An 18,731-nucleotide genomic window follows, 5' to 3' on the forward strand; every position below is an offset into this window, starting at 1 on the left:
TCGGCTCTACAGGACCGCCCAGCGCGGCTTCACATCGTGTGGGTCGGCTTGTCCGAGCTGGTCAGGCCAGCCAGCAGGGTCTCGATCTTGTGGCGCACGCCCTCGCCTTCGGCGCCATCGGCCAGCTGCACGCCGATGCCGGCGGTACGGTTGCCCTGGGCGCCGGCCGGAGTCACCCAGATCACCTTGCCGGCCACCGGCAGGCGTTCGCTGGAATCGGGCAGGGTCAGCAGCAGGAACACCTCGTCGCCCAGGAAGTAGCGCTTGGGCGTGGGCACGAAGATGCCGCCGTTCTTCACGAATGGCATGTACGCGCTGTACAGCGCGGCTTTGTCCTTCACGGCCAGGGACAGGATGCCCTGGCGGGCGTTGCTGGCACTCATCGATTTCCCCTTGCGGCAGGCCGCTCGTTCACCTTGTTCCAGGCCAGCAGCAACTCGACCACGGCAAGGTCTGCACGCACCGTGGTGCGCAGCAGGTCGCGGGTGCGGTTGGCCGCATCGAACCAGGCTGCAAGCTTGTGCAATCGCTCCGGCGTGGTCAAGGCATCGGTGCTGGCCTGGGCCAGCGCCAGGTCGGCGGCAAAGCGCAGGCGCAGCGCCGCGTTGTCATCACCGCACCACTTCTGCGCCAGCTCCACCGCGCCGGTCTTGCCGGCCGCCAGCTGTTCCAGCTCGCGGCCTACCTCGCGGCGCAGGCTCAGGCCATCTTCGCGCAGCCAGTTGTCGGCCTGGCCGGGATGGCCGCGCGCCGCGTCCAGCGCTTCGCGCGCAGATGCTTCGCTATGGCCCTGCTGTTGCAGCCAGGCCAGCGCTTCGTGCTGCGGCGGCAACTTGAATTCCAGGCGCTGGCAACGGCTGCGGATGGTCTGCGGCAGGCGCGCCGGGTCGCTGCTGATCAGCCACAGGTAACGGCCCGGCTGCGGTTCTTCCAGCGTCTTCAGCAGCGCGTTGGCCGCCGAACGGTTGATCGCATCGGCGGGGTCCACGATCACCACCTGCGCCACGCCGTACTGCGGGGTCAGCGCCAGCTTGTCGGTGATCTCACGCACCTGCTCGATGACGATCTCGGTACGCAGCTTGTCGCCGCTCTTGTTCGGAATGAAGCTGACCAGCTGCAGGTCCGGATGGGTACCGGCGGCGATCAGCTGGCGCGTGCGCGTGGCATGCGCGGCATCACCGCGCGCCAGCACGTGGTCGGCCAACGCCAACGCCACCTCGCGCTTGCCCAGCCCGGCCGGGCCGCAGATCAACAGGCCATGGCCGAGCCGGTCGGCATCGAGCGCGGCCACCGTCTGATCGAACGCGCGCTGCTGCCACGGCGAGAACGTACTCATGCGCCCTCCCCGCCCTGCAGCCAACGCTCGACGCATGCAACCACATCGGCCGCCACACGCTCCTGTACTTGGCCGGCGTCGATCAGCGCGAAGCGCTGCGGGTCCTGCTGCGCGCGGCTGCGGAACACTTCGCGCACGCGCTGGAAGAAATCATCCTGTTCGCTTTCGATGCGGTCCGGCCACAGGTCGCGGCCATTGGCGCGTGCACGGCCCACGGCCACATCCACATCCAGCAGCAGGGTCAGGCCCGGCAGCAGGCCCACCGCGCGTCGTTCCAGATCGGCAATCCACTGCGGATCGAGGCCGCGGCCACCGCCCTGATAGGCATAGCTGGAATCGGTGAAGCGATCGCTCAGCACATAGGCGCCGCGCTGCAGTGCCGGCCGGATCACCTGGCGCACATGCTGCGCACGTGCAGCGAACACCAGCAGCAGCTCGGCTTCGGCGCTGAGCGGCTCGGCGGCGATCTCGGCATCGGGTTTCAGCACCAGGCCACGGATGCGCTCGGCCAGCGGCGTACCGCCCGGCTCGCGGGTCAGCACCACCTCGTGGCCGTGGCTGCGCAGGCAGTCACGGATGGCATTGATGGCGGTGGTCTTGCCCGCGCCCTCGCCGCCTTCCAGGCTGACGAAACGCGGGTGGCGAAGCAGCGCGGGACTCATTGCGCCGGGGTCTCCTTGGTACGTTGCTGGCGCAGCTGCTGCAGGTAGCGGGCCACTGCGGCGTTGTGCTGGTCCAGGCTGGGCGAGAACACGTGCGCACCACTGCCATCGCCGACGGCAACGAAGTACAGCGCGTCGCCCGACAGCGGCTGCGCGGCGGCCATCAGCGCGTCGCGGCTGGGCATGGCGATCGGGGTCGGGGTCAGGCCGGCACGGGTATAGGTGTTGTAGGGCGTATCGGTGGTCAGGTCGCGACGGCGGATGTTGCCGTCATACGCGGCACCGATGCCGTAGATCACGGTCGGGTCGGTCTGCAGGCGCATGCCGATCTTCAGGCGGCGCATGAACACGCCGGCGATCTGCGGGCGTTCGCTGGCCAGCGCGGTTTCCTTCTCGATGATCGAGGCCATCGTCAGCAGTTCGTACGGCGTGTTGATCGGCAGGTCCGGCGCGCGGCTTTCCCACGCTTCGTCCAGCGCCTTCTCCATCGCAGCGTGGGCACGCTTGAGCACGTCCAGATCGCTGTCGCCGCGCTGGTAGACATAGGTCTCCGGCAGGAAGCGGCCTTCCGGATGCTGGCCACCGAAACCGAGACGCTGCATCAGCGCGGCGTCATCCAGGGTGTCGGTGGTGTGCAGCAGCGGCTCGGCGCGCTTGAGCGCAGCACGCAGCTGGCGGATGTTCCAGCCCTCGACGATCGTGACGCGGTGCTGCAGCACCTTGCCCGCGCGCATGCGCAGCAGCAGTTCGCGCGGGGTCAGGTCGGCGTTGAGCGCGTACTCGCCCACTTTCAGCTTGCCGGCGGCATCGAGCTGGCGCGCCAGCAGCTGCCATTGCGCGTCCTGGCCTTCATCCACACCGGCATCGCGCAGCTTGCGCAGCACGCTGTTCATGCCATCGCCACTGGCGATGACCATACTCTCGGCGGTCGGGGTGATCGGGGCGTCGGCGAACCGGGTCTGCTGGTAGAAGAACCACGCGCCCGCGCCGGCCACGACAGCGGCCAGCACCACCACCAGCGTTACCACGAACAGACACCCGCGCTTGGCTCCCGCCATGGACTACCTCTGAACTCGATTCCGTCGTGCAGGATACCGTGCCGGTGGATTGGGGTCATGACCGGGTGGCAGATGCCCGCATCCGTGCCGACCAAGGTCGGCACCCACCAAAACCGCGGCCCCGGATGAATGAGGTTGCCGGCCAGCGGCCGGCACTACCAGCCGGTCGATCAGCCCTGCTGGCCGAGTGCGCGCAGCAGGCCGCGGGCCTTGGCGCGGGTCTCGTCCAGTTCCTTGTCCGGGTCCGAGTCGACCACGATGCCGGCGCCGGTGCGGAAGCTCACCTCATGCCCGTCCACTTCGGCGGTACGGATCAGGATGTTCAGGTCCAGGTCGCCATCGCGGTTCAGCCAGCCGAACGCACCGGTGTAGGCACCACGCGGCACCTGCTCCAGCTCGCTGATGATCTGCATGCAGCGCACCTTCGGGCAGCCGGTGATGGTGCCGCCGGGGAAGGTCGCGGCAATCACCTCGCCGGGCGTGACCTCCGGGCGCAGATGGCCGCTGACGTTGCTGACGATGTGATGCACGTGCGCGTAGCTTTCCACGGTCATCAGCTCATCGACCACCACGGTACCGGGCAGGCAGATGCGGCCCAGGTCGTTGCGCTCCAGGTCGATCAGCATCACGTGCTCGGCGCGCTCCTTCGGGTGACCCACCAGCTCCTGGATGCGCGCAGCATCGTCGTCGCCTTCGAAGCGTGGACGGGTACCGGCAATCGGCCGGGTCTGCGCATGACCGGCATGCACCGACACCAGCCGCTCGGGCGAGGAACTGACCACGTGGCGGCCGTGCGCGCTGAACAGGCCGGCGAACGGTGCCGGGTTGGCACGGCGCAGCTGCGCGTACAGCGCCTGCGGGCTGACCGGCGCGGCGAACTGCGCGCTCCAGCGCCGCGAAAGGTTCACCTGGAACACATCGCCGGCACGCAGGTACTCGATCACCCGGCGCACGCCGTCGGTGAAGCGCTGCGGCGCATCCTCGCCGACCGACTGCGGCGGTTGCCAGCCCAGCCCGGCTTCGGGCAGCGCGGCCGAGGCCATCGCCACCAGCGCATCCAGCAATGCCTGCTCACCGGCTTCGGCAATGACGAAGCTGGCCTCGTTGTGGTGGTCGTGCAGCACCGCGGCCGGGCAGCGCAGCGCCAGCGCGGTCGGGCGGCCGTCCTCGCGCGCACGCGCCGGCAGCACCGGCTCGATCTGGCTGGCCACTTCGTAATCCAGCATCAACGCCCAGCCGCCGCGGAACGGCAGGCTGTGGCTGCCGTCATGCGGCAGGCGTTCGTGCTGCCAGGCGCGGTCCAGCACCTGCAGGAAGCTGCCGGCGTGTACCACGTCGTGCTGGTCGCGCACCCGGCCGTCGGCATCCAACCGCAGGACATCGCCTTGTGCGGCCAGCAGCAGGCTCCAGCGGCCCTGGGCGGTGCCCGAAGCGGTGGATTCCATCAGCAGCGGGAAGCGTGCCGGGTCGTGCTGCTGCAGGGCCAGCAGATCGATCGGGTGCGGCAGCGGGTGGATCAGCGGTGCGTGGGTCATGGCAGCCAGTTCGGGGATTCAGATGCACGGAAGCCGCCTTGCGGCGGCCTCCTCGTGCGTAACGCACGTTCGGTCGAGCATGGCTCGACTCTACACAACGGCGGAGTCGAGCATGGCTCGCCGCTACAACTCGGTCAGACGCGCTTGAAGATCAGCGTGCCGTTGGTGCCGCCAAAGCCGAAGCCATTGGACATCACCACGTCGACCTTGGCCTGGCGTGCTTCGTTGGGCACGTAGTCCAGGTCGCAGCCTTCGCCCGGCTGCTGCAGATTGATGGTCGGCGGGATCACGTTGTCCTGCAGCGCCATCACCGAGAAGATCGCTTCCACGCCGCCGGCAGCGCCCAGCAGGTGGCCGGTCATCGACTTGGTGGAGCTGACCATCATCTTGTAGGCGTGGTCGCCGAAAGCGGTCTTCATCGCCATGGTCTCGCCCAGGTCGCCCAGCGGCGTGGAGGTGCCGTGCGCGTTGAGGTAGCCCACCTGTTCCGGGGTCACGCCGGCGTCCTTCATGGCCATGACCATGCAGCGTGCGGCGCCTTCGCCGTTCTCGCTGGGTGCGGTCATGTGGTACGCGTCGGAGCTGGCGCCGAAGCCGGCCAGTTCGCAGTAGATCTTCGCGCCACGTGCCTTGGCGTGCTCGTACTCCTCCAGGATCAGGATGCCGGCACCGTCGCCCAGCACGAAGCCGTCACGGTCCTTGTCCCACGGGCGCGAGGCCTGTTCCGGGGCATCGTTGCGGGTGCTCATGGCCTTCATCGCGCAGAAGCCGCCCACGGCGGTCGGCGACGAGCCACGTTCGGCACCACCGACCACCATCACGTCGGCATCGCCGTACTGGATCATGCGCATCGCGGTACCGATCGAATGGTTCGAGGTCGCGCATGCCGACACCGCCGAGAACGACGGGCCCTTCAGGCCGGTGATGATGCTCAGCTGGCCCGGCAGCATGTTGATGATGGTCTTGGGCACGTAGAAGGGCGAGATCTTCTTGCCCTCATGGAACTCGATGGTCTGCTCTTCGATGCCGAGCAGGCCGCCGATGCCGGCGCCGACGATGGCGCCGATGCGCTCGGCATTGGCGTCGGAGATTTCCAGGCCCGAGTCATGCAGGGCCATGAACGAGGCACCGAGGCCGTAATGGATGAACGGGTCCATCTTCTTGGCATCCTTGCCGCTGACCCGGAATCTGCCGAACAGTTCGTTGTCGGCGGTGATGTCGAATCCCTTGACCTCACCTGCAATCTTGGTGGTGAACCGATCCAGGTAGGCATCAGAAACGTTGGTCAGCGGACCGATGCCCGAACGACCATGGGTGATGCCTTCCCAGCTGCTGGCCAGATCATTGCCCAACGGCGAGACGATACCCAGGCCGGTTACGACGACGCGACGCTTCATTGCTGTTTCTCCTGACCCGGATGATTTCTACGGGTAACTCGGTTTGCTTCGATGTGATGCCCAAACACACGGGGCCGCAACAGCGGCCCCATGGGGTGCGGTGCGCGGCGAGGATCAACCCGCACGCGCACTGCCGTCTGACATCAGGCCTTGACGTGGGCCTTGACGTAGTCGATGGCGGCCTGCACGGTGCTGATCTTCTCGGCTTCTTCGTCCGGGATCTCGCACTCGAATTCTTCTTCCAGGGCCATCACCAGCTCGACGGTGTCCAGCGAGTCAGCGCCCAGGTCATCGACGAACGATGCGCTGTTGGTGACTTCTTCTTCCTTGACGCCAAGCTGTTCGACGACGATTTTCTTGACGCGTTCTTCGATGGTGCTCATGGGATCTCGCTCCAGATGGAGTTGTGGTTCAAAAGTGGTCGCCATCAAAGGCGATGGCCGTGGGATAGTGTAGTGGAAACCGGCGCGGCCTTGCATCGCAGCAAAAAACCCGGCAGATCAACCACTTGCGGCGCAATCCCTGCGCCCCTTGCTTACGGCATGTACATGCCGCCGTTCACATGGAGGGTTTCACCGGTGATGTAACCGGCAGCCGGGCTGGCCAGGAACGCCACCGCATGGGCGATGTCTTCCGGCGAACCCAGGCGTTCGAGGGCGATGTCGTTGATCAGCGCGGTACGCGCTTCTTCCGGCAACGCCTTGGTCATGTCGGTGTCGATGAAGCCAGGTGCGACAACATTGACGGTGACACCGCGCGAACCGATTTCCTTGGCCAGCGACTTGCTGAAGCCGATGATGCCGGCCTTGGCGGCCGCGTAGTTGGCCTGGCCGGCATTGCCGGTCACGCCCACCACCGAAGCGATGTTGATGATGCGGCCCTTGCGCGCCTTCATCATGCCGCGCATCACCGCCTTGCTGGTGCGGAACACGCTGGTCAGGTTGGTGTCGATGATCGACGCCCAGTCCTCGTCCTTCATGCGCATCAGCAGGTTGTCGCGGGTGATGCCGGCATTGTTGACCAGGATCGAGATCGGGCCGAATTCCTTGGCGATGCCGTCCAGCACGCTGTCCAGCGCAGCCACGTCGGTGACGTTCAGCGCGCGGCCGTGGCCGCCGTGGGCAGCCAGGCGCTCACCGATCGCAGCGGCGCCGGATTCGGTGGTGGCGGTGCCGATGACGGTGGCGCCCTGGGCGGCCAGCAGATCGGCGATGGCGGCACCAATGCCACGGCTGGCACCGGTGACCAGTGCGATTTCACCCTGCAGGGGCTTGCTCATGATGTTTTCCTCAGGCTGGGGCGGCCGCCGCACCCGTGCCGCGTGCAGCGGCCACCGGTACGGTCGGCAGGAACAAGGGGGATCAGGCCGACCATGCCTCGCGGGCAGCTTCGAAGTCGCCCGGCGTGGCCAGCGAACGGCCGTCGATGGCCTTGTCGATGCGCTTGACCAGGCCGGTCAGCACCTTGCCAGGGCCGCACTCGGCGATCCGGGTGACGCCACGGCCGGCCAGTGCCTGCACGCACCCGGTCCACTGCACCGGCTGGTACAGCTGCTGGACCAGCGCGGTACGGATCGCGTCGATGCCGTCATGCACCTTGGCGTCAACGTTCTGCACCACCGGCAGCTGCGGTGCCTGCCAGGCCAGGCCGGCCATCACTTCAGCCAGGCGGTTGGCGGCTTCGCGCATGAGCGGGGTGTGCGAGGGCACGCTGACGGCCAGCTTGACCGCCTTGCGCACGCCCTTCTCGGCCAGCAGTGCCAGCGCACGGTCAACCGCATCGGCGTCGCCACCGATCACGATCTGGCCCGGCGAGTTGAAGTTGGCCGGCACCACCACCTGGCTGCCTGCCGCTTCAGCGCAGACGTCCAGCACCAGCTGGTCTTCGGCGCCAAGCACGGCGGCCATGGCGCCGACACCGGCCGGTGCGGCTTCCTGCATCAGCTGGCCACGCAGGCGCACCAGGTGCGCACCGTCATGCAGGCTCAGCGCGCCAGCCGCGACCAGCGCGGTGTACTCGCCCAGGCTGTGACCGGCCAGCACCGACGGGCGCGGACCGCCCACGGCGTTCCAGGCGCGCCACACGCCGATGCTTGCGGCCAGCAGGGCCGGCTGGGTGTATTCGGTACGGTTCAGCATTTCCTCCGGGCCGCCCTGGGACAGCGCCCACAGGTCGACGCCGGCACCATCGGATGCCTCGGTGAAGGCTTCACGCACCTGCGGGTGCAGTTCGGCCAGCTCGGCCACCATGCCCACAGACTGCGAGCCCTGGCCGGGGAAGACAAAAGCGAGGGTGGATACGGTCACGCGGTCATCCGCTTGTTGCAATCGAAGCGGGCCATGATAAGGGGGAACATGCCGTGTCGTCTGTACGTGCGCGTATGCACGCGTATGGTGAATGGCCGGGCAAGCCCAACGGGGTCAGATCCCTTTTCCTGCGGAAAAGGGATCTGACCCCTATCAGCCATCAGCAGAACAGCTGCAGGACGTCCAGATCGCCGTCGGCGAGGAAATCCACGCACAGGCCCACCAGCATCAGCACGCCGGTGGTGCTGGCGCCATGGGTGATGAAGATCGAATGGGCCAGCGCGCGCGCCGAACGGCCCAGCTTCATGCACACCCGGGCGAGGCTGCGCAGGCGGCCGCTGACCGCGTGCACGTGCTCGCGTACCGGCGCCTGAACGTCGCCCATCGCCTCGGCCATCATCGCCTGCAGGTGCTCGGGGCGGTCGGCGTAGTACTTGGCCACGCCGTAGCCGAACATCAGCCAGTCGCGGGCCTGGGCTTCGGACAGATCCATCACTTCCAGCGGATCTTCCTCGAAGTCGATGAAGCCCACCTGCTGCCCATCCCAGGTGAGGTTGCGCGGCAGCGGCTGGCCGAAATAAGCGCCGCGTCCATGAGCCTCGGCAATGGCCTGCATCGCCGCCATCACCAGCCGGTCGCGACCGGCCTCATCGGCCTGGCGCAGGCAGGTATTGAACGAATTGCCGTTGTCGCCGATCACCAGCGCGGCATGGCCGGTGCCCAGCACGTCGGGCACGTTCACGCCCTGCGCCTGCAGTTCCCCCAGGCGACGGGCTTCGGTTTCGCGCGCTGCATCACCGCCGCGGTGCGGTGGCGGGCGCAGGGCATCGAGATGGAAACGGCGGGCAACAAAATTGAGCAGGCCCAGGGCAACTGCTCGGCTTCCCTTGCCGTACTGCTTCAGCCAGGCACGTTGCCCTTCGATGACGATGGGCTCAACCATGACAGGTCCTCCTTAGAACGCGTTACGGCCCCAGAGGGGCCGTAACGACAAAGCTTCACGTTGTCGTAACTTGCACTATCAATAGCGCAACAGGGCCGAACCCCACGTGAAGCCGCCACCGAAGGCTTCCAGCAGCAGCAGTTGGCCGCGCTCGACCTTGCCGGAACGCACGGCGGCATCCAGCGCCAGCGGCACCGAGCCCGACGAGGTGTTGCCGTGCTTGTCGACGGTGACCACCACCTGGTCCATCGACATGTCCAGGCGCTTGGCGGTGGCTTCGATGATGCGCAGGTTGGCCTGGTGCGGAATCAGCCAATCCAGGTCGGACTTGTCCAGGCCATTGGCGGCCAGGGTCTCGTCCACGACCGAGTCCAGCGCCTTGACGGCGTACTTGAACACGTCGTTGCCCTTCATGTTGATGGTGCCGCCACCGTTGGCGCCATCCTTGAAGCCGGTCGAGACACCGACCGGGTTCCACAACAGTTCCTTCTTGCTGCCATCGGCATGCAGGTGGGTGCTGAGGATGCCGGTTTCTTCGTCGGCCTTGAGTACGACAGCGCCGGCACCATCGCCGAACAGCACGCAGGTGGTGCGATCGTTCCAGTCGACCATGCGGGTCAGCGTTTCAGTGCCGATCACCAGCACGTGCTTGCAGTCGCCGGAACGGATGAACTTGTCGGCCACGCCCAGCGCGAACACGAAACCCGAGCAGGCGGCGTTGACGTCGAAGGCGGGGCATCCGGCCACACCGAGCTTTGCCTGGATCAGGCACGCGGTGGACGGGAAAATGAGGTCAGGCGTGGTCGTACCGACCACGATCATGTCGAGCTGCGAGGCATCGATGCCTGCGGCTTCAAGCGCGCGCAGGGCGGCGTTGTAGCCAAGGTCGCTGGTGGTTTCGCCTTCGGCCGCAATGTGCCGTTCACGAATTCCGGTGCGCGACTGGATCCACTCATCCGAGGTTTCGACCATTTTTTCCAGGTCGGCGTTGGTCAGGACTTTTTCCGGCAAATAGCTACCGGTGCCCGCGATCCTCGAGTAGATCCGCTTGCTCATCATGTTTCCTGTTGCGCGGGCCGCCGATCACCGGCACGCCCGGGAAAGAAGGCAAAGGCCGCTGCCCGGAGGCAGCGGCCTTCCCGGCACATCAATCTTCTTCGACGGCCGAGGTCTTGGTCTGGATGACCTTCTTGCCGCGGTAGAAACCATCGGCAGTGATGTGGTGACGCAGGTGCACTTCGCCGGTGGTCGGGTCGGTCGACAGCTGCTTGGCGCTCAGGGCGTCATGGGCACGACGCATGCCGCGGCGGGACGGGGTGACACGGGATTTCTGCACAGCCATGGGATTGCTCCAAACTCGGTTCGTTTTGCTTCGTCGTATCGTCGCGCAGGACGCCAGCGCCCAGCACACTTTCGCTTTCGCCGCAGCCGCCGACGACAATCCGGCTGCTATTGTTTCTTCAGTGCCGCCAACGCCGCAAACGGGTTGGCCTTCTTCGTTTCTTCTTCGCTCGGCGCCCAGTCCTTGTCGACTGCTTCGCCATCGGGCGACAGCGGTACAACCGGCACTGCCAGCACCAACTCATCCTCGACCAGGTCCAACGGACGCAGCTGGCCGTCTTCCGGCACCAGCAACGCCTCGTATTCCTCCGGCAAGGACGATTCCTCGTCCTCGTCGCGGATCAGGCCAAGCCTCTGGGTCACCTTCACCGGCAACAGGAATCGCTGCATGCTGCGCTGACAGGTCAGCGGCAACGCGGTGTCGATGGTCAGTTCCACATAGGATACCCGCAAGACGTCGTCGCGACCGAATTCAAGCGAGTAGGCACACTCGCCGTCGGTATCTGCGACCAACCCCTGCAGGCGGGTCAATTCAGCCAGGGAGACCTGACCGTCGAAGCGCCTTCGCGCTACAACCATCCGCCAGGCATCCAGCGTTTCGGGCACGTTCGCGGACATAAGCCGCTGAATACTAAGGATCGGGGCGGCGGCTGTCAAATGCCCGCCATACAGGACTTGCCGCTGGCGCTGCGGACGGGCCAGACTGCCGCGCCCTGCCCCGGTATTGTCGCATGTCACTGGTCCTGGCCTCCACCTCCCGCTACCGCCGCGAACTGCTGCAACGGCTGGGCCTGCCGTTCGACTGCGCCCGCCCGGAGGTGGATGAAACCCCGTTGAACGGCGAGGCCTTGCAGGCTCTGGCCACGCGCCTGGCTGCGGCCAAGGCCGCCGAGGTGGCTGCCCGCCATCCGGGCGCCTGGGTGATCGGCTCGGACCAGGTGGCCGACCTGAACGGGCAGTCGCTGGGCAAGCCCGGCACGGTCGAGGCCGCCCATGCTCAGCTGGCGGCGATGGCCGGGCAGACCGTGCGCTTCCATACGGCCGTCTGTCTCAGCCGCGATGGAGATTCGTTCACGGCCATCGACCTGACCGAAGTGCGTTTCCGCGCGCTGGAACGGGATGAGATCGCCCGCTATGTCGCCGCCGAACAGCCGCTGGACTGCGCTGGCAGCTTCAAATGCGAGGGCCTGGGCATCAGCCTGTTCGAAACGATCGACAACCGCGACCCGACCGCGCTGGTCGGCCTGCCGTTGATCGCGGTGTGCGGATTGCTGCGCAAGGCAGGTTTCGCGGTGCCCTGAACTGCGGGGGGGCGCCACCTTGAAACGTAGAGTCGAGCCATGCTCGACTGCTTCTGCTGCAGATGGCAGGCGGCCCGGAAAAAGCAGTCGAGCATGGCTCGACTCCACAAAAGCAGGCGTCAACGAACCTCGAACGGCTGCTCCTGCCACGCCTCCACGCTGCCATCGCGGCCGTACAGGCGCAGGCCCAGCCAATGCCGCCCTGGTGCCAGCGTCGTCGTGTCCAATGAGGCATCGAAGCCGACTGCGGGATGCTGCGGGTCGGTGCTGTCCGGCCAGGTCTGGCGCACATCGAAGGCGCGTCCATAGCGCGCATCACCGATCGAGCGGCCATCCACCAGCACTTCAACCCGTGCCAGACCGACACCGTCCTTGAACGCCCAGCCCTTGATCGCGAACATGCCGGACACCGTCTCGCCATTGGCGGGTGCATCCAGCCAGGCCATCGCCGGGGTCACACACGGCCCGGTTGCCCGCTGCACCGGCAACCGGAACAGCAGGAAACGCTGGAACCCATGGTCGCTGCTGACCACCCGCGGCGCGGGCAATGGCCCCACCTGCTCGCAGATGGCGTGATAGCGCTCAAGCAGTTCGCGATAGCGCTGATCGCTGGGCGACAGGACCAACAGCATCGGCACCGTGCGCTCGCCTTCATGCAACAAGCCCCACTGCGCGAGCTGCGCGGTGCGTCCATGCTTGTCATTGAGCGGATGCGGCAACACTTCAATATTCCCGTTGCCAAGCTGGAACCCAAGTTCGGCGCCAACCTTGAAGTTGCCCGCCAGCACGCGCGTTCCCTCCGGCATCTGGCGCAACTCGTCGTGCACGGCGACCGCCAACGGCTGCCAGCCGGCGAAATTGCGCGGGTAGTACTTGCTGCCCGCCAACTCTTCGCGCAACGAAGGCGTGGACGCCATCAGGTAGTAGCCGAACGCGAGCACCATGCCTGCGCCTGCCAGCCACCAGCCGGTGCGCCGCAGCCAGCGCGGCCACCCGTTGAGCACCACCGGCACGGCCACCAGCAACGCCAGGTAGCCCGGCAGCGGCCAGTGGAAACTGATGCGCTCGACGTCGGTGAAGAAACCCAGCAGGAAGATGCCCAGCGTGGATACGCCCCCCACCAGCCCGAAGTAGCGCCACTGCACGCGCGCGCCACCGCCGCTGCGGGTACCGGCCAGCGCCACCTTCCACATCGCCATGCACAGGATCGGGGTGACCAGCATCGGCTGGATCACCAGGAACCACAGCCCACCCCACTCGAATGCCCAGGGATGGCGCTCGACCACCTGGAACTTCAGGCCGGCATCGTGATTGTCTGCATTCCATGCCAGCAGCGGCAGCCATGCCAGCACGCCCACCGCCAGTGCCACCCACACGCGTGGATCACCCAGCATGCGCCGCCCCTGCGGCAGCGCCAGCAGTGCGATGAAGCCGACGCCGATGACACCAATGAAGCGATAGTGGCTGAGCGCACCGATCGCCAGGCCCAGCGCGAGCTTCATCGCCGACGATGCGTCGACGTTGTGCAGCAGCCGCGCGCCGGCGTGCAGACAGATCACTGCCGCCAGCGCCATCGGCACATCCGGCACTGCCAGCAGGCCCAGCGTCGCCGACAACGGCATCAGCAGCGTGAGGCTGCCCGCCTGCCATCCCGCCACATTGCCGAACCAGCGCGTGGCCGTGCGCACCACCAGCAATGGCAGCAGCGCGCCGATGGCCAGGAACGGCAGGCGCAGGGCAAGCACATGATGGCCACCGATCTCCACGCCCAGCCGTGCCAGCCATGCGGTCAGCCCGGGCAGATCCGAATACGCGGCCGCCAGGTGCTGGCCTTCCTGCCAGTAGAACGCTTCATCGACGAACAGCGGCAGGCGCGCAGCGACCACCAGCTTGGCCGCTGTGACCAGCGTCCATAACCAGAGAAATATCGTTCGTGCGCGCTGTTCGCCTTGCATTGCTCTATGGATAATCGTGTGGATTCCAGATCTGAGACGATCATGACAGCTTCGTCCCCCAATCCCAGCATGCTAACCGATCAACTGCGTCAGGCCCTGCGGGAGGCACAGGATCAGGTGAATGCACTGGTACTGGGCAAGGTGCCGGAAGTCAGGCTGGCTTTCGTCGCCCTGCTTTCCGGCGGCCATCTGCTGATCGAAGATCTGCCCGGCCTGGGCAAGACCACACTGGCGCATGCACTGGCCAGCAGCCTCGGCCTCGGCTTCCAGCGCGTGCAGTTCACCTCCGACCTGCTGCCCGCCGATGTGCTCGGCGTCTCGGTGTATGAAGCAGGCAGCCGCCAGTTCCAGTTCCACCCGGGCCCGGTGTTCACCCATGTGCTGCTGGCCGACGAGATCAACCGTGCGCCGCCACGCACGCAGAGCGCACTGCTGGAGGCGATGGCCGAACAACAGGTCACCCTGGATGGACAGACCCACGCCCTGCCCGATCCTTTCTTCGTGATCGCTACGCAGAACCCGGTGGATCTGTCCGGCACGTTCCCGCTGCCGGATTCGCAGCTGGACCGCTTCCTGCTGCGACTGGCGATGGGTTACCCCAGCGCGCAGGCCGAGCGCGAGCTGCTGCGCGGCACCGATCGCCGCGACCTGATCGCGCGTGCCGTACCGAAACTGGATGACACCCAGGTGCGCGCGCTGCGCGACGCAGTGAACCAGGTGCATGCCAGCGACGCGCTGATCGACTATGTGCAGGCGCTGCTGACCCGCAGCCGCCAGCATGCCGGTGTGCGCGTGGGCCTGTCACCACGTGCGGGCCTGGCGCTGCTGCGCGCGGCCAAGGCACATGCACTGCTGCTGGGGCGCGGCCATGTGGTGCCCGAAGACGTGCAGACCCTGTTCGTGGCGGTGGCCGGTCACCGACTGGTAGCGGAAGCCGAGTCCAGCTCGGGACCGGCACTGGCACGCGCGATCCTGCAGACCGTTGCGGTCGACTGAGCGTGGCCACGCGCTGGGCACGACTGCAGCTGATGGCTCGACCGCGCAGGCCCGAAGCGCTGCCGCAGCGGCTGGACCGCCACCGCATTTACGTACTGCCCACCCGCTTCGGCCTGTTCGTCGCCACCCTGTTGGCAGCAATGCTGCTGGGCGCGTTGAACTACAACAACAACCCGGCGCTGCTGCTGGCCCTGCTGCTGGCAGCCGCAGCGATCGCCAGTGCCATCGCCGCGCACCTGCAGCTGTCCGGCGTGCAGATCGACGCGATCTCCGCCGAACCGGTTCCAGCCGGGCAGCCGCTGCGCCTGCGCGTGGACCTGTCACTGCGCGATCCCCGTGCACGTCACGGCCTGCACCTGCAACTGGGCGACAGCGAGGCCTGGACCTCGCTACCTGCCCACGGCCGCGGCGAAGTGGAACTGCAGGTACCCAGCGAGCGCCGCGGCTGGCTGGAGCTGCCGCGCATCCGCCTGTCCACCACACAGCCGCTGGGCCTGGTGCGGGCATGGTCGTGGGTCTGGCCGGAACAGCCACTGCTGGTCTATCCACTGGCCGAAGCACTGAGCCCCGCGCTACCGGAGAGCGGCAGCGATCCGCTGCACACCCGCGCCCATGCCAGCGGCGAAGAGCTGCACCAGCTGCGGCCGTACCGCGCGGGCGATGCCCCGCGCAGCATTTCCTGGAAGCATTCGGCGCGCCGCGACAGCCTGCTGGTTCGCGAATATGAAAAGCCGATCGGCATCGAAGTCCTTCTGGACTGGCGCACGCTGGCACCGCTGGGCCATGAAGCACGCATCGCGCGGTTGGCACGCTGGGTGGACATGGCCGAGCGCGAAGGCCGCCGCTACACCCTGCTGCTGCCAGCACATCCTGCTTTCGGCCCCGGCCAGGGCGCCAGCCACCACCACCTGTGCCTGCGTGCGCTGGCGTTGATGCCGCATGACTGACCCCACTCTCCTGCTCGACCGCACGACCCGCAACTGGACCCTGGCCAGCGCGGCGCTGGCGCTGTTGCCGTTGCTGCTGCAGCTGCCACCGCTGTTGGCGGGCGTGATCGCAGCCGCGGCAATCGTCACGGCGGTCCTGTCATGGCGAACGCTGTTGCCGATGCCGGTGCGCCTGCTGCTGGTGCTGGCCATGCTCGCCGCCATCATCTGGCAGATGGGCATGGTGCGCCCCGGCCGTGATACCGGCTGCGCCCTGCTGGCGGCGATGCTGGCGATCAAATCCAGCGAACTGCGCAGCCTGCGCGATGCGCGCAGCCTGCTCGGCTTCGCGCTGTTCTCGCCGTTTGCGGCCTTCCTGCTTGATCAGGGGCCGCTGACCACGGCGCTGGCTGCGCTGGCCGGGGTCAGCGCGCTGCTCGCCCTGCAACGCCTGGCCCAGGATGAAGGCCATGCCGGCCGCCTGCCACTGCGCGGGCAGCTGCGCGGGGTCGGCCGCCTGCTGGCGATCGGCCTGCCACTGGCACTCGCCTGCTTCTGGCTGTTCCCGCGCCTGGCAACGCCGCTGTGGGGCGTTCCCGAGCGCGCCGTCGGCACACCGGGGCTGTCCGACAGCATGGAACCCGGCCAATGGCTGGACCTGATGGCCGATGACACCCCGGCGTTGCGCGTGCAGTTCTTCGGTGCCGTGCCCGAGCCGGCGCAGCGCTATTGGCGCGGGCCGGTACTGACCGCCTTCGATGGCCGGCGCTGGACGCGCGACCGGGCCAGCGCGCGACGGCCCGCGGCAGTGGTCGATGCCGGTGCGCAGGGCTGGGACTACCAGATCGACTACGAGCCCACCGACCGCCGCCAGCTGGTGGCCCTGGACCTGCCCAGCCGTGCCCCTGCGGGCAGTACGCTGGACGCGGACATGAGCCTGAGCAGTGAACGTTCGCTGGCCTCGCTCAGCCGCTGGCGACTGCATTCGGCGCCACCGCAACGCTTCGACAGCTCACTGTCGCCCTACCTGCGCCGCGCCACACTGCAGCTGCCCGCCGGCTTCAATCCACGTACGGCGACCCTGGCCCATCAGTGGCGGCAGGACGCCGGCAGCGATGACGAGGCCATCGTCCGCCGCGCGCTGCAATGGATCACCACCGATTTCTCCTACACGCTGGAAACGCCGCCGGCGGGACGCGATCCGGTCGACGAGTTCCTGTTCGGCTACAAGGCCGGCTTCTGTGAACACTTCAGCGCCGCCTTCGTGGTGCTGATGCGCAACGCCGGCATTCCGGCACGCGTGGTGACCGGCTTTGCCGGCGGCACCCGCAACCGCCTTGGCGACTACTGGGTCGTACGCCGGATGGACGCCCACGCCTGGGCCGAGGTCTGGCTGCCCCAGCGTGGCTGGGTGCGCATCGATCCCACCGCCGCCGTGGCACCGGAACGCATCCTCGACACCCTCGACGACCGCCTGCAGGCCGGCACTGACAGCCCGTTGCAGCAGCGCTGGCTGCAGCTGGGGCAGATGGGCGACTGGCTGCGCCGCGGCTGGAACGACCTGGTACTGTCCTTCGATGCACGCCGCCAGCAGCAACTGCTCAAGCCATTCGGGCTGGACGAGCTCGGGCCGGGACAGCTGGTCACCGGCTTCGTGGTCGCTGCGTTACTGGCACTGGCGTGGATGGCCTGGCTGCTGGCCCGCGGCGAGCGCGAACGTGATCCCCTGCTGCGTGCCTGGCATGGACTGGGCCGACGCTATGCCCGCCTCGGGCGGGCCCGGCACCCCCATGAAACCGCAGGGGACTGGGCGCGTCGGGTGCACGCCCAGCACCCCGATCCCGCCCTGCTCGCGCTCAGCCAGCGTTTCGCTGATGCGCGTTACGCTGGAACTTGCACCGACCTCGCTTCATTATTGCGGGACCTGCGCAGGCATCGCCCGACTTCCGGAGCCTCCCCATGAACACCAAGTTCCTTCTTACCGCTGTGGCCACGCTGGCCCTGTCGGCCTGCGCCACGGCCCCCAAGCCGCTGCAGGGACAGTTCAGCCTGGTCTCCCCGCGCGACTCGGTCGCCACCCAGCAGGTCGGCACGCCGGTCCGTTGGGGCGGCCGCATCATCGAAACCAAGCCCGGCCAGGGCGAGACCTGCTTCCAGATCATCTCGCGCCCGCTCAATGGCAGTGGCCGCCCGAATACCACTTCATCCGACGCCAGCGACGGCCGCTTCATCGCCTGCCGTGCCGGCTTCTACGACCCGGCTGTGTTCGAGGCCGGCCGCGACGTGACCTTCATCGGCAAGATCGACGGCTACCAGAACACCCGCATCGGTGATTACGACTACCGCCTGCCGAAGCTGTCGGCCGATGTGATCTACCTGTGGCCGGAACAGCGCCAGGTCGACGTGGTGCCCTACCCCTATGGCCCGTGGGGCCCGGGTCCGTACGGCCCGTACTGGGGCGGCTACGGCCGTTGGGGCTGGTGGTGATCGCCACCGCATAGGCATGACGGAAAAGGCCGCCCTCGGGCGGCCTTTTTTCATCCAGTGGGTTCACACCGCGCGTGGATGCCGGGCGCTCAACGCCCCGGGGTACCGAAATGCCCCAGCGGCGCACCGGCCAGCAGATGCATGTGGATATGGAACACAGTCTGCCCGGCATGCTCGCGGCAGTTCATCACGATGCGGTAGCCGTCCTGAGCGAAGCCCTCGCGGCGCGCGTACTCGGCGGCAGCCAGCGCCAGCTTGCCGATCAGGTGCGCCTGCGACGGCTGCAGGTCATCCAGGGTCGGGATGATCTCGTTCTTCGGAATGAACAGCACGTGCACCGGCGCCTGCGGTGCGATGTCCTTGAAGCCCAGCACCTCGTCATCCTCGTAGACGATGGTGGCCGGGATCTCGCGACGGATGATCTTGCTGAAGAGGGTTTCGTTGCTCATGGTCGGCCTCGGCGGGAATGTCGTCCGCATTGTAGGCCG

20 protein-coding genes are annotated in these 18,731 nt (G+C 67.2%); 5 read left to right on the forward strand and 15 right to left on the reverse strand.

Annotated features, from left to right (window positions below; genetic code table 11):
• Positions 1–29: 29 nt before the first annotated feature.
• From D5301_RS18385 to D5301_RS18445, 13 genes are all read right to left on the reverse strand, one after another.
• Complete coding sequence (locus D5301_RS18385) at positions 30–383, reverse strand: PilZ domain-containing protein (RefSeq protein WP_004146965.1); 354 nt, start codon at positions 381–383, stop codon at positions 30–32.
• Positions 380–1,336, reverse strand: a complete 957-nt coding sequence (locus tag D5301_RS18390) for a DNA polymerase III subunit delta' (RefSeq protein WP_054171118.1) — start codon at positions 1,334–1,336, stop codon at positions 380–382. The genes D5301_RS18385 and D5301_RS18390 overlap by 4 nt, the downstream gene beginning before the upstream one ends.
• The gene (tmk, locus tag D5301_RS18395; RefSeq protein ID WP_110711300.1) at positions 1,333–1,998 is read right to left on the reverse strand and encodes a dTMP kinase; all 666 of its coding nucleotides are present in this window, start codon (positions 1,996–1,998) and stop codon (positions 1,333–1,335) included. Before tmk ends, D5301_RS18390 begins: the two co-directional genes overlap by 4 nt.
• Entirely contained in the window at positions 1,995–3,056 is a 1,062-nt protein-coding gene (mltG, locus tag D5301_RS18400; RefSeq protein ID WP_110711298.1) for an endolytic transglycosylase MltG, read from the reverse strand. The genes tmk and mltG overlap by 4 nt, the downstream gene beginning before the upstream one ends.
• A 170-nt stretch (positions 3,057–3,226) precedes the next feature.
• Positions 3,227–4,591, reverse strand: coding sequence for an aminodeoxychorismate synthase component I (locus D5301_RS18405; RefSeq protein ID WP_153856507.1), 1,365 nt, complete (start codon positions 4,589–4,591; stop codon positions 3,227–3,229).
• A 134-nt stretch (positions 4,592–4,725) separates the two neighbouring features.
• Entirely contained in the window at positions 4,726–5,988 is a 1,263-nt protein-coding gene (gene fabF, locus D5301_RS18410) for a beta-ketoacyl-ACP synthase II (RefSeq protein WP_153856508.1), read from the reverse strand.
• Positions 5,989–6,131: 143 nt separating this feature from the next.
• Complete coding sequence (acpP, locus tag D5301_RS18415; protein ID WP_005408313.1) at positions 6,132–6,371, reverse strand: acyl carrier protein; 240 nt, start codon at positions 6,369–6,371, stop codon at positions 6,132–6,134.
• Between the two features lie 152 nt (positions 6,372–6,523).
• The gene (gene fabG / locus D5301_RS18420; protein ID WP_110711292.1) at positions 6,524–7,267 is read right to left on the reverse strand and encodes a 3-oxoacyl-ACP reductase FabG; all 744 of its coding nucleotides are present in this window, start codon (positions 7,265–7,267) and stop codon (positions 6,524–6,526) included.
• 82 nt (positions 7,268–7,349) lie between these two features.
• On the reverse strand, positions 7,350–8,294 hold the full coding sequence (gene fabD, locus D5301_RS18425) for an ACP S-malonyltransferase (RefSeq protein WP_032127764.1): 945 nt from the start codon (positions 8,292–8,294) through the stop codon (positions 7,350–7,352).
• Positions 8,295–8,454: 160 nt separating this feature from the next.
• Positions 8,455–9,237 (reverse strand): serine/threonine protein phosphatase, encoded by a 783-nt coding sequence (locus tag D5301_RS18430; RefSeq protein WP_110711290.1) that lies wholly within the window; start codon positions 9,235–9,237, stop codon positions 8,455–8,457.
• A 78-nt stretch (positions 9,238–9,315) separates the two neighbouring features.
• A complete protein-coding gene (locus D5301_RS18435; RefSeq protein WP_049434317.1) occupies positions 9,316–10,293 on the reverse strand; it encodes a beta-ketoacyl-ACP synthase III in 978 nt (325 codons plus the stop codon).
• Positions 10,294–10,384: 91 nt separating this feature from the next.
• Positions 10,385–10,579, reverse strand: a complete 195-nt coding sequence (gene rpmF, locus D5301_RS18440; protein ID WP_004154640.1) for a 50S ribosomal protein L32 — start codon at positions 10,577–10,579, stop codon at positions 10,385–10,387.
• Between the two features lie 107 nt (positions 10,580–10,686).
• The gene (locus D5301_RS18445) at positions 10,687–11,196 is read right to left on the reverse strand and encodes a YceD family protein (protein ID WP_094001990.1); all 510 of its coding nucleotides are present in this window, start codon (positions 11,194–11,196) and stop codon (positions 10,687–10,689) included.
• A 113-nt stretch (positions 11,197–11,309) separates the two neighbouring features.
• Here D5301_RS18445 and D5301_RS18450 point away from each other — a divergent pair, with 113 nt between their 5' ends.
• The gene (locus D5301_RS18450; RefSeq protein ID WP_153856510.1) at positions 11,310–11,879 is read left to right on the forward strand and encodes a Maf family nucleotide pyrophosphatase; all 570 of its coding nucleotides are present in this window, start codon (positions 11,310–11,312) and stop codon (positions 11,877–11,879) included.
• A 119-nt stretch (positions 11,880–11,998) separates the two neighbouring features.
• On the opposite strand, the gene D5301_RS18455 is transcribed toward D5301_RS18450, so the two are convergent.
• On the reverse strand, positions 11,999–13,834 hold the full coding sequence (locus D5301_RS18455; protein ID WP_153856511.1) for a glycosyltransferase family 39 protein: 1,836 nt from the start codon (positions 13,832–13,834) through the stop codon (positions 11,999–12,001).
• 42 nt (positions 13,835–13,876) lie between these two features.
• Here D5301_RS18455 and D5301_RS18460 point away from each other — a divergent pair, with 42 nt between their 5' ends.
• From D5301_RS18460 to D5301_RS18475, 4 genes are read left to right on the forward strand one after another with little or no spacing between them, the layout of a single operon-like run.
• A complete protein-coding gene (locus tag D5301_RS18460) occupies positions 13,877–14,830 on the forward strand; it encodes a MoxR family ATPase (RefSeq protein ID WP_153856512.1) in 954 nt (317 codons plus the stop codon).
• Positions 14,831–14,862: 32 nt separating this feature from the next.
• Positions 14,863–15,777 carry a DUF58 domain-containing protein gene (locus tag D5301_RS18465; RefSeq protein WP_153856593.1) on the forward strand — a complete coding sequence of 305 codons (915 nt, stop codon included), beginning with the start codon at positions 14,863–14,865 and terminating at the stop codon, positions 15,775–15,777.
• Complete coding sequence (locus D5301_RS18470) at positions 15,770–17,719, forward strand: DUF3488 and transglutaminase-like domain-containing protein (RefSeq protein ID WP_153856513.1); 1,950 nt, start codon at positions 15,770–15,772, stop codon at positions 17,717–17,719. The genes D5301_RS18465 and D5301_RS18470 overlap by 8 nt, the downstream gene beginning before the upstream one ends.
• The gene (locus tag D5301_RS18475) at positions 17,716–18,243 is read left to right on the forward strand and encodes a Slp family lipoprotein (RefSeq protein WP_088024728.1); all 528 of its coding nucleotides are present in this window, start codon (positions 17,716–17,718) and stop codon (positions 18,241–18,243) included. The genes D5301_RS18470 and D5301_RS18475 overlap by 4 nt, the downstream gene beginning before the upstream one ends.
• A gap of 89 nt (positions 18,244–18,332) precedes the next feature.
• Here the strand turns inward: D5301_RS18475 and D5301_RS18480 are convergent, their stop codons facing one another.
• On the reverse strand, positions 18,333–18,692 hold the full coding sequence (locus D5301_RS18480) for a histidine triad nucleotide-binding protein (protein ID WP_014036181.1): 360 nt from the start codon (positions 18,690–18,692) through the stop codon (positions 18,333–18,335).
• Between the last annotated feature and the right edge of the window lie 39 nt (positions 18,693–18,731).

The organism is Stenotrophomonas sp. MH181796 (genome assembly GCF_009659995.1).
Classification (GTDB): domain Bacteria; phylum Pseudomonadota; class Gammaproteobacteria; order Xanthomonadales; family Xanthomonadaceae; genus Stenotrophomonas; species Stenotrophomonas riyadhensis.

Coding starts and splice junctions, on each gene's coding strand:
- D5301_RS18385 (WP_004146965.1), bottom strand. CDS start 383: ATGAGTGCCAGCAACGCCCGCCAGGGCATCCTGTCCCTGGCCGTGAAG.
- D5301_RS18435 (WP_049434317.1), bottom strand. CDS start 10,293: ATGAGCAAGCGGATCTACTCGAGGATCGCGGGCACCGGTAGCTATTTG.
- D5301_RS18455 (WP_153856511.1), bottom strand. CDS start 13,834: ATGCAAGGCGAACAGCGCGCACGAACGATATTTCTCTGGTTATGGACG.
- D5301_RS18430 (WP_110711290.1), bottom strand. CDS start 9,237: ATGGTTGAGCCCATCGTCATCGAAGGGCAACGTGCCTGGCTGAAGCAG.
- tmk (WP_110711300.1), bottom strand. CDS start 1,998: ATGAGTCCCGCGCTGCTTCGCCACCCGCGTTTCGTCAGCCTGGAAGGC.
- D5301_RS18470 (WP_153856513.1), top strand. CDS start 15,770: ATGACTGACCCCACTCTCCTGCTCGACCGCACGACCCGCAACTGGACC.
- D5301_RS18390 (WP_054171118.1), bottom strand. CDS start 1,336: ATGAGTACGTTCTCGCCGTGGCAGCAGCGCGCGTTCGATCAGACGGTG.
- D5301_RS18405 (WP_153856507.1), bottom strand. CDS start 4,591: ATGACCCACGCACCGCTGATCCACCCGCTGCCGCACCCGATCGATCTG.
- D5301_RS18460 (WP_153856512.1), top strand. CDS start 13,877: ATGACAGCTTCGTCCCCCAATCCCAGCATGCTAACCGATCAACTGCGT.
- D5301_RS18480 (WP_014036181.1), bottom strand. CDS start 18,692: ATGAGCAACGAAACCCTCTTCAGCAAGATCATCCGTCGCGAGATCCCG.
- rpmF (WP_004154640.1), bottom strand. CDS start 10,579: ATGGCTGTGCAGAAATCCCGTGTCACCCCGTCCCGCCGCGGCATGCGT.
- mltG (WP_110711298.1), bottom strand. CDS start 3,056: ATGGCGGGAGCCAAGCGCGGGTGTCTGTTCGTGGTAACGCTGGTGGTG.
- acpP (WP_005408313.1), bottom strand. CDS start 6,371: ATGAGCACCATCGAAGAACGCGTCAAGAAAATCGTCGTCGAACAGCTT.
- fabG (WP_110711292.1), bottom strand. CDS start 7,267: ATGAGCAAGCCCCTGCAGGGTGAAATCGCACTGGTCACCGGTGCCAGC.
- D5301_RS18450 (WP_153856510.1), top strand. CDS start 11,310: ATGTCACTGGTCCTGGCCTCCACCTCCCGCTACCGCCGCGAACTGCTG.
- D5301_RS18475 (WP_088024728.1), top strand. CDS start 17,716: ATGAACACCAAGTTCCTTCTTACCGCTGTGGCCACGCTGGCCCTGTCG.
- D5301_RS18445 (WP_094001990.1), bottom strand. CDS start 11,196: ATGTCCGCGAACGTGCCCGAAACGCTGGATGCCTGGCGGATGGTTGTA.
- fabF (WP_153856508.1), bottom strand. CDS start 5,988: ATGAAGCGTCGCGTCGTCGTAACCGGCCTGGGTATCGTCTCGCCGTTG.
- D5301_RS18465 (WP_153856593.1), top strand. CDS start 14,863: ATGGCTCGACCGCGCAGGCCCGAAGCGCTGCCGCAGCGGCTGGACCGC.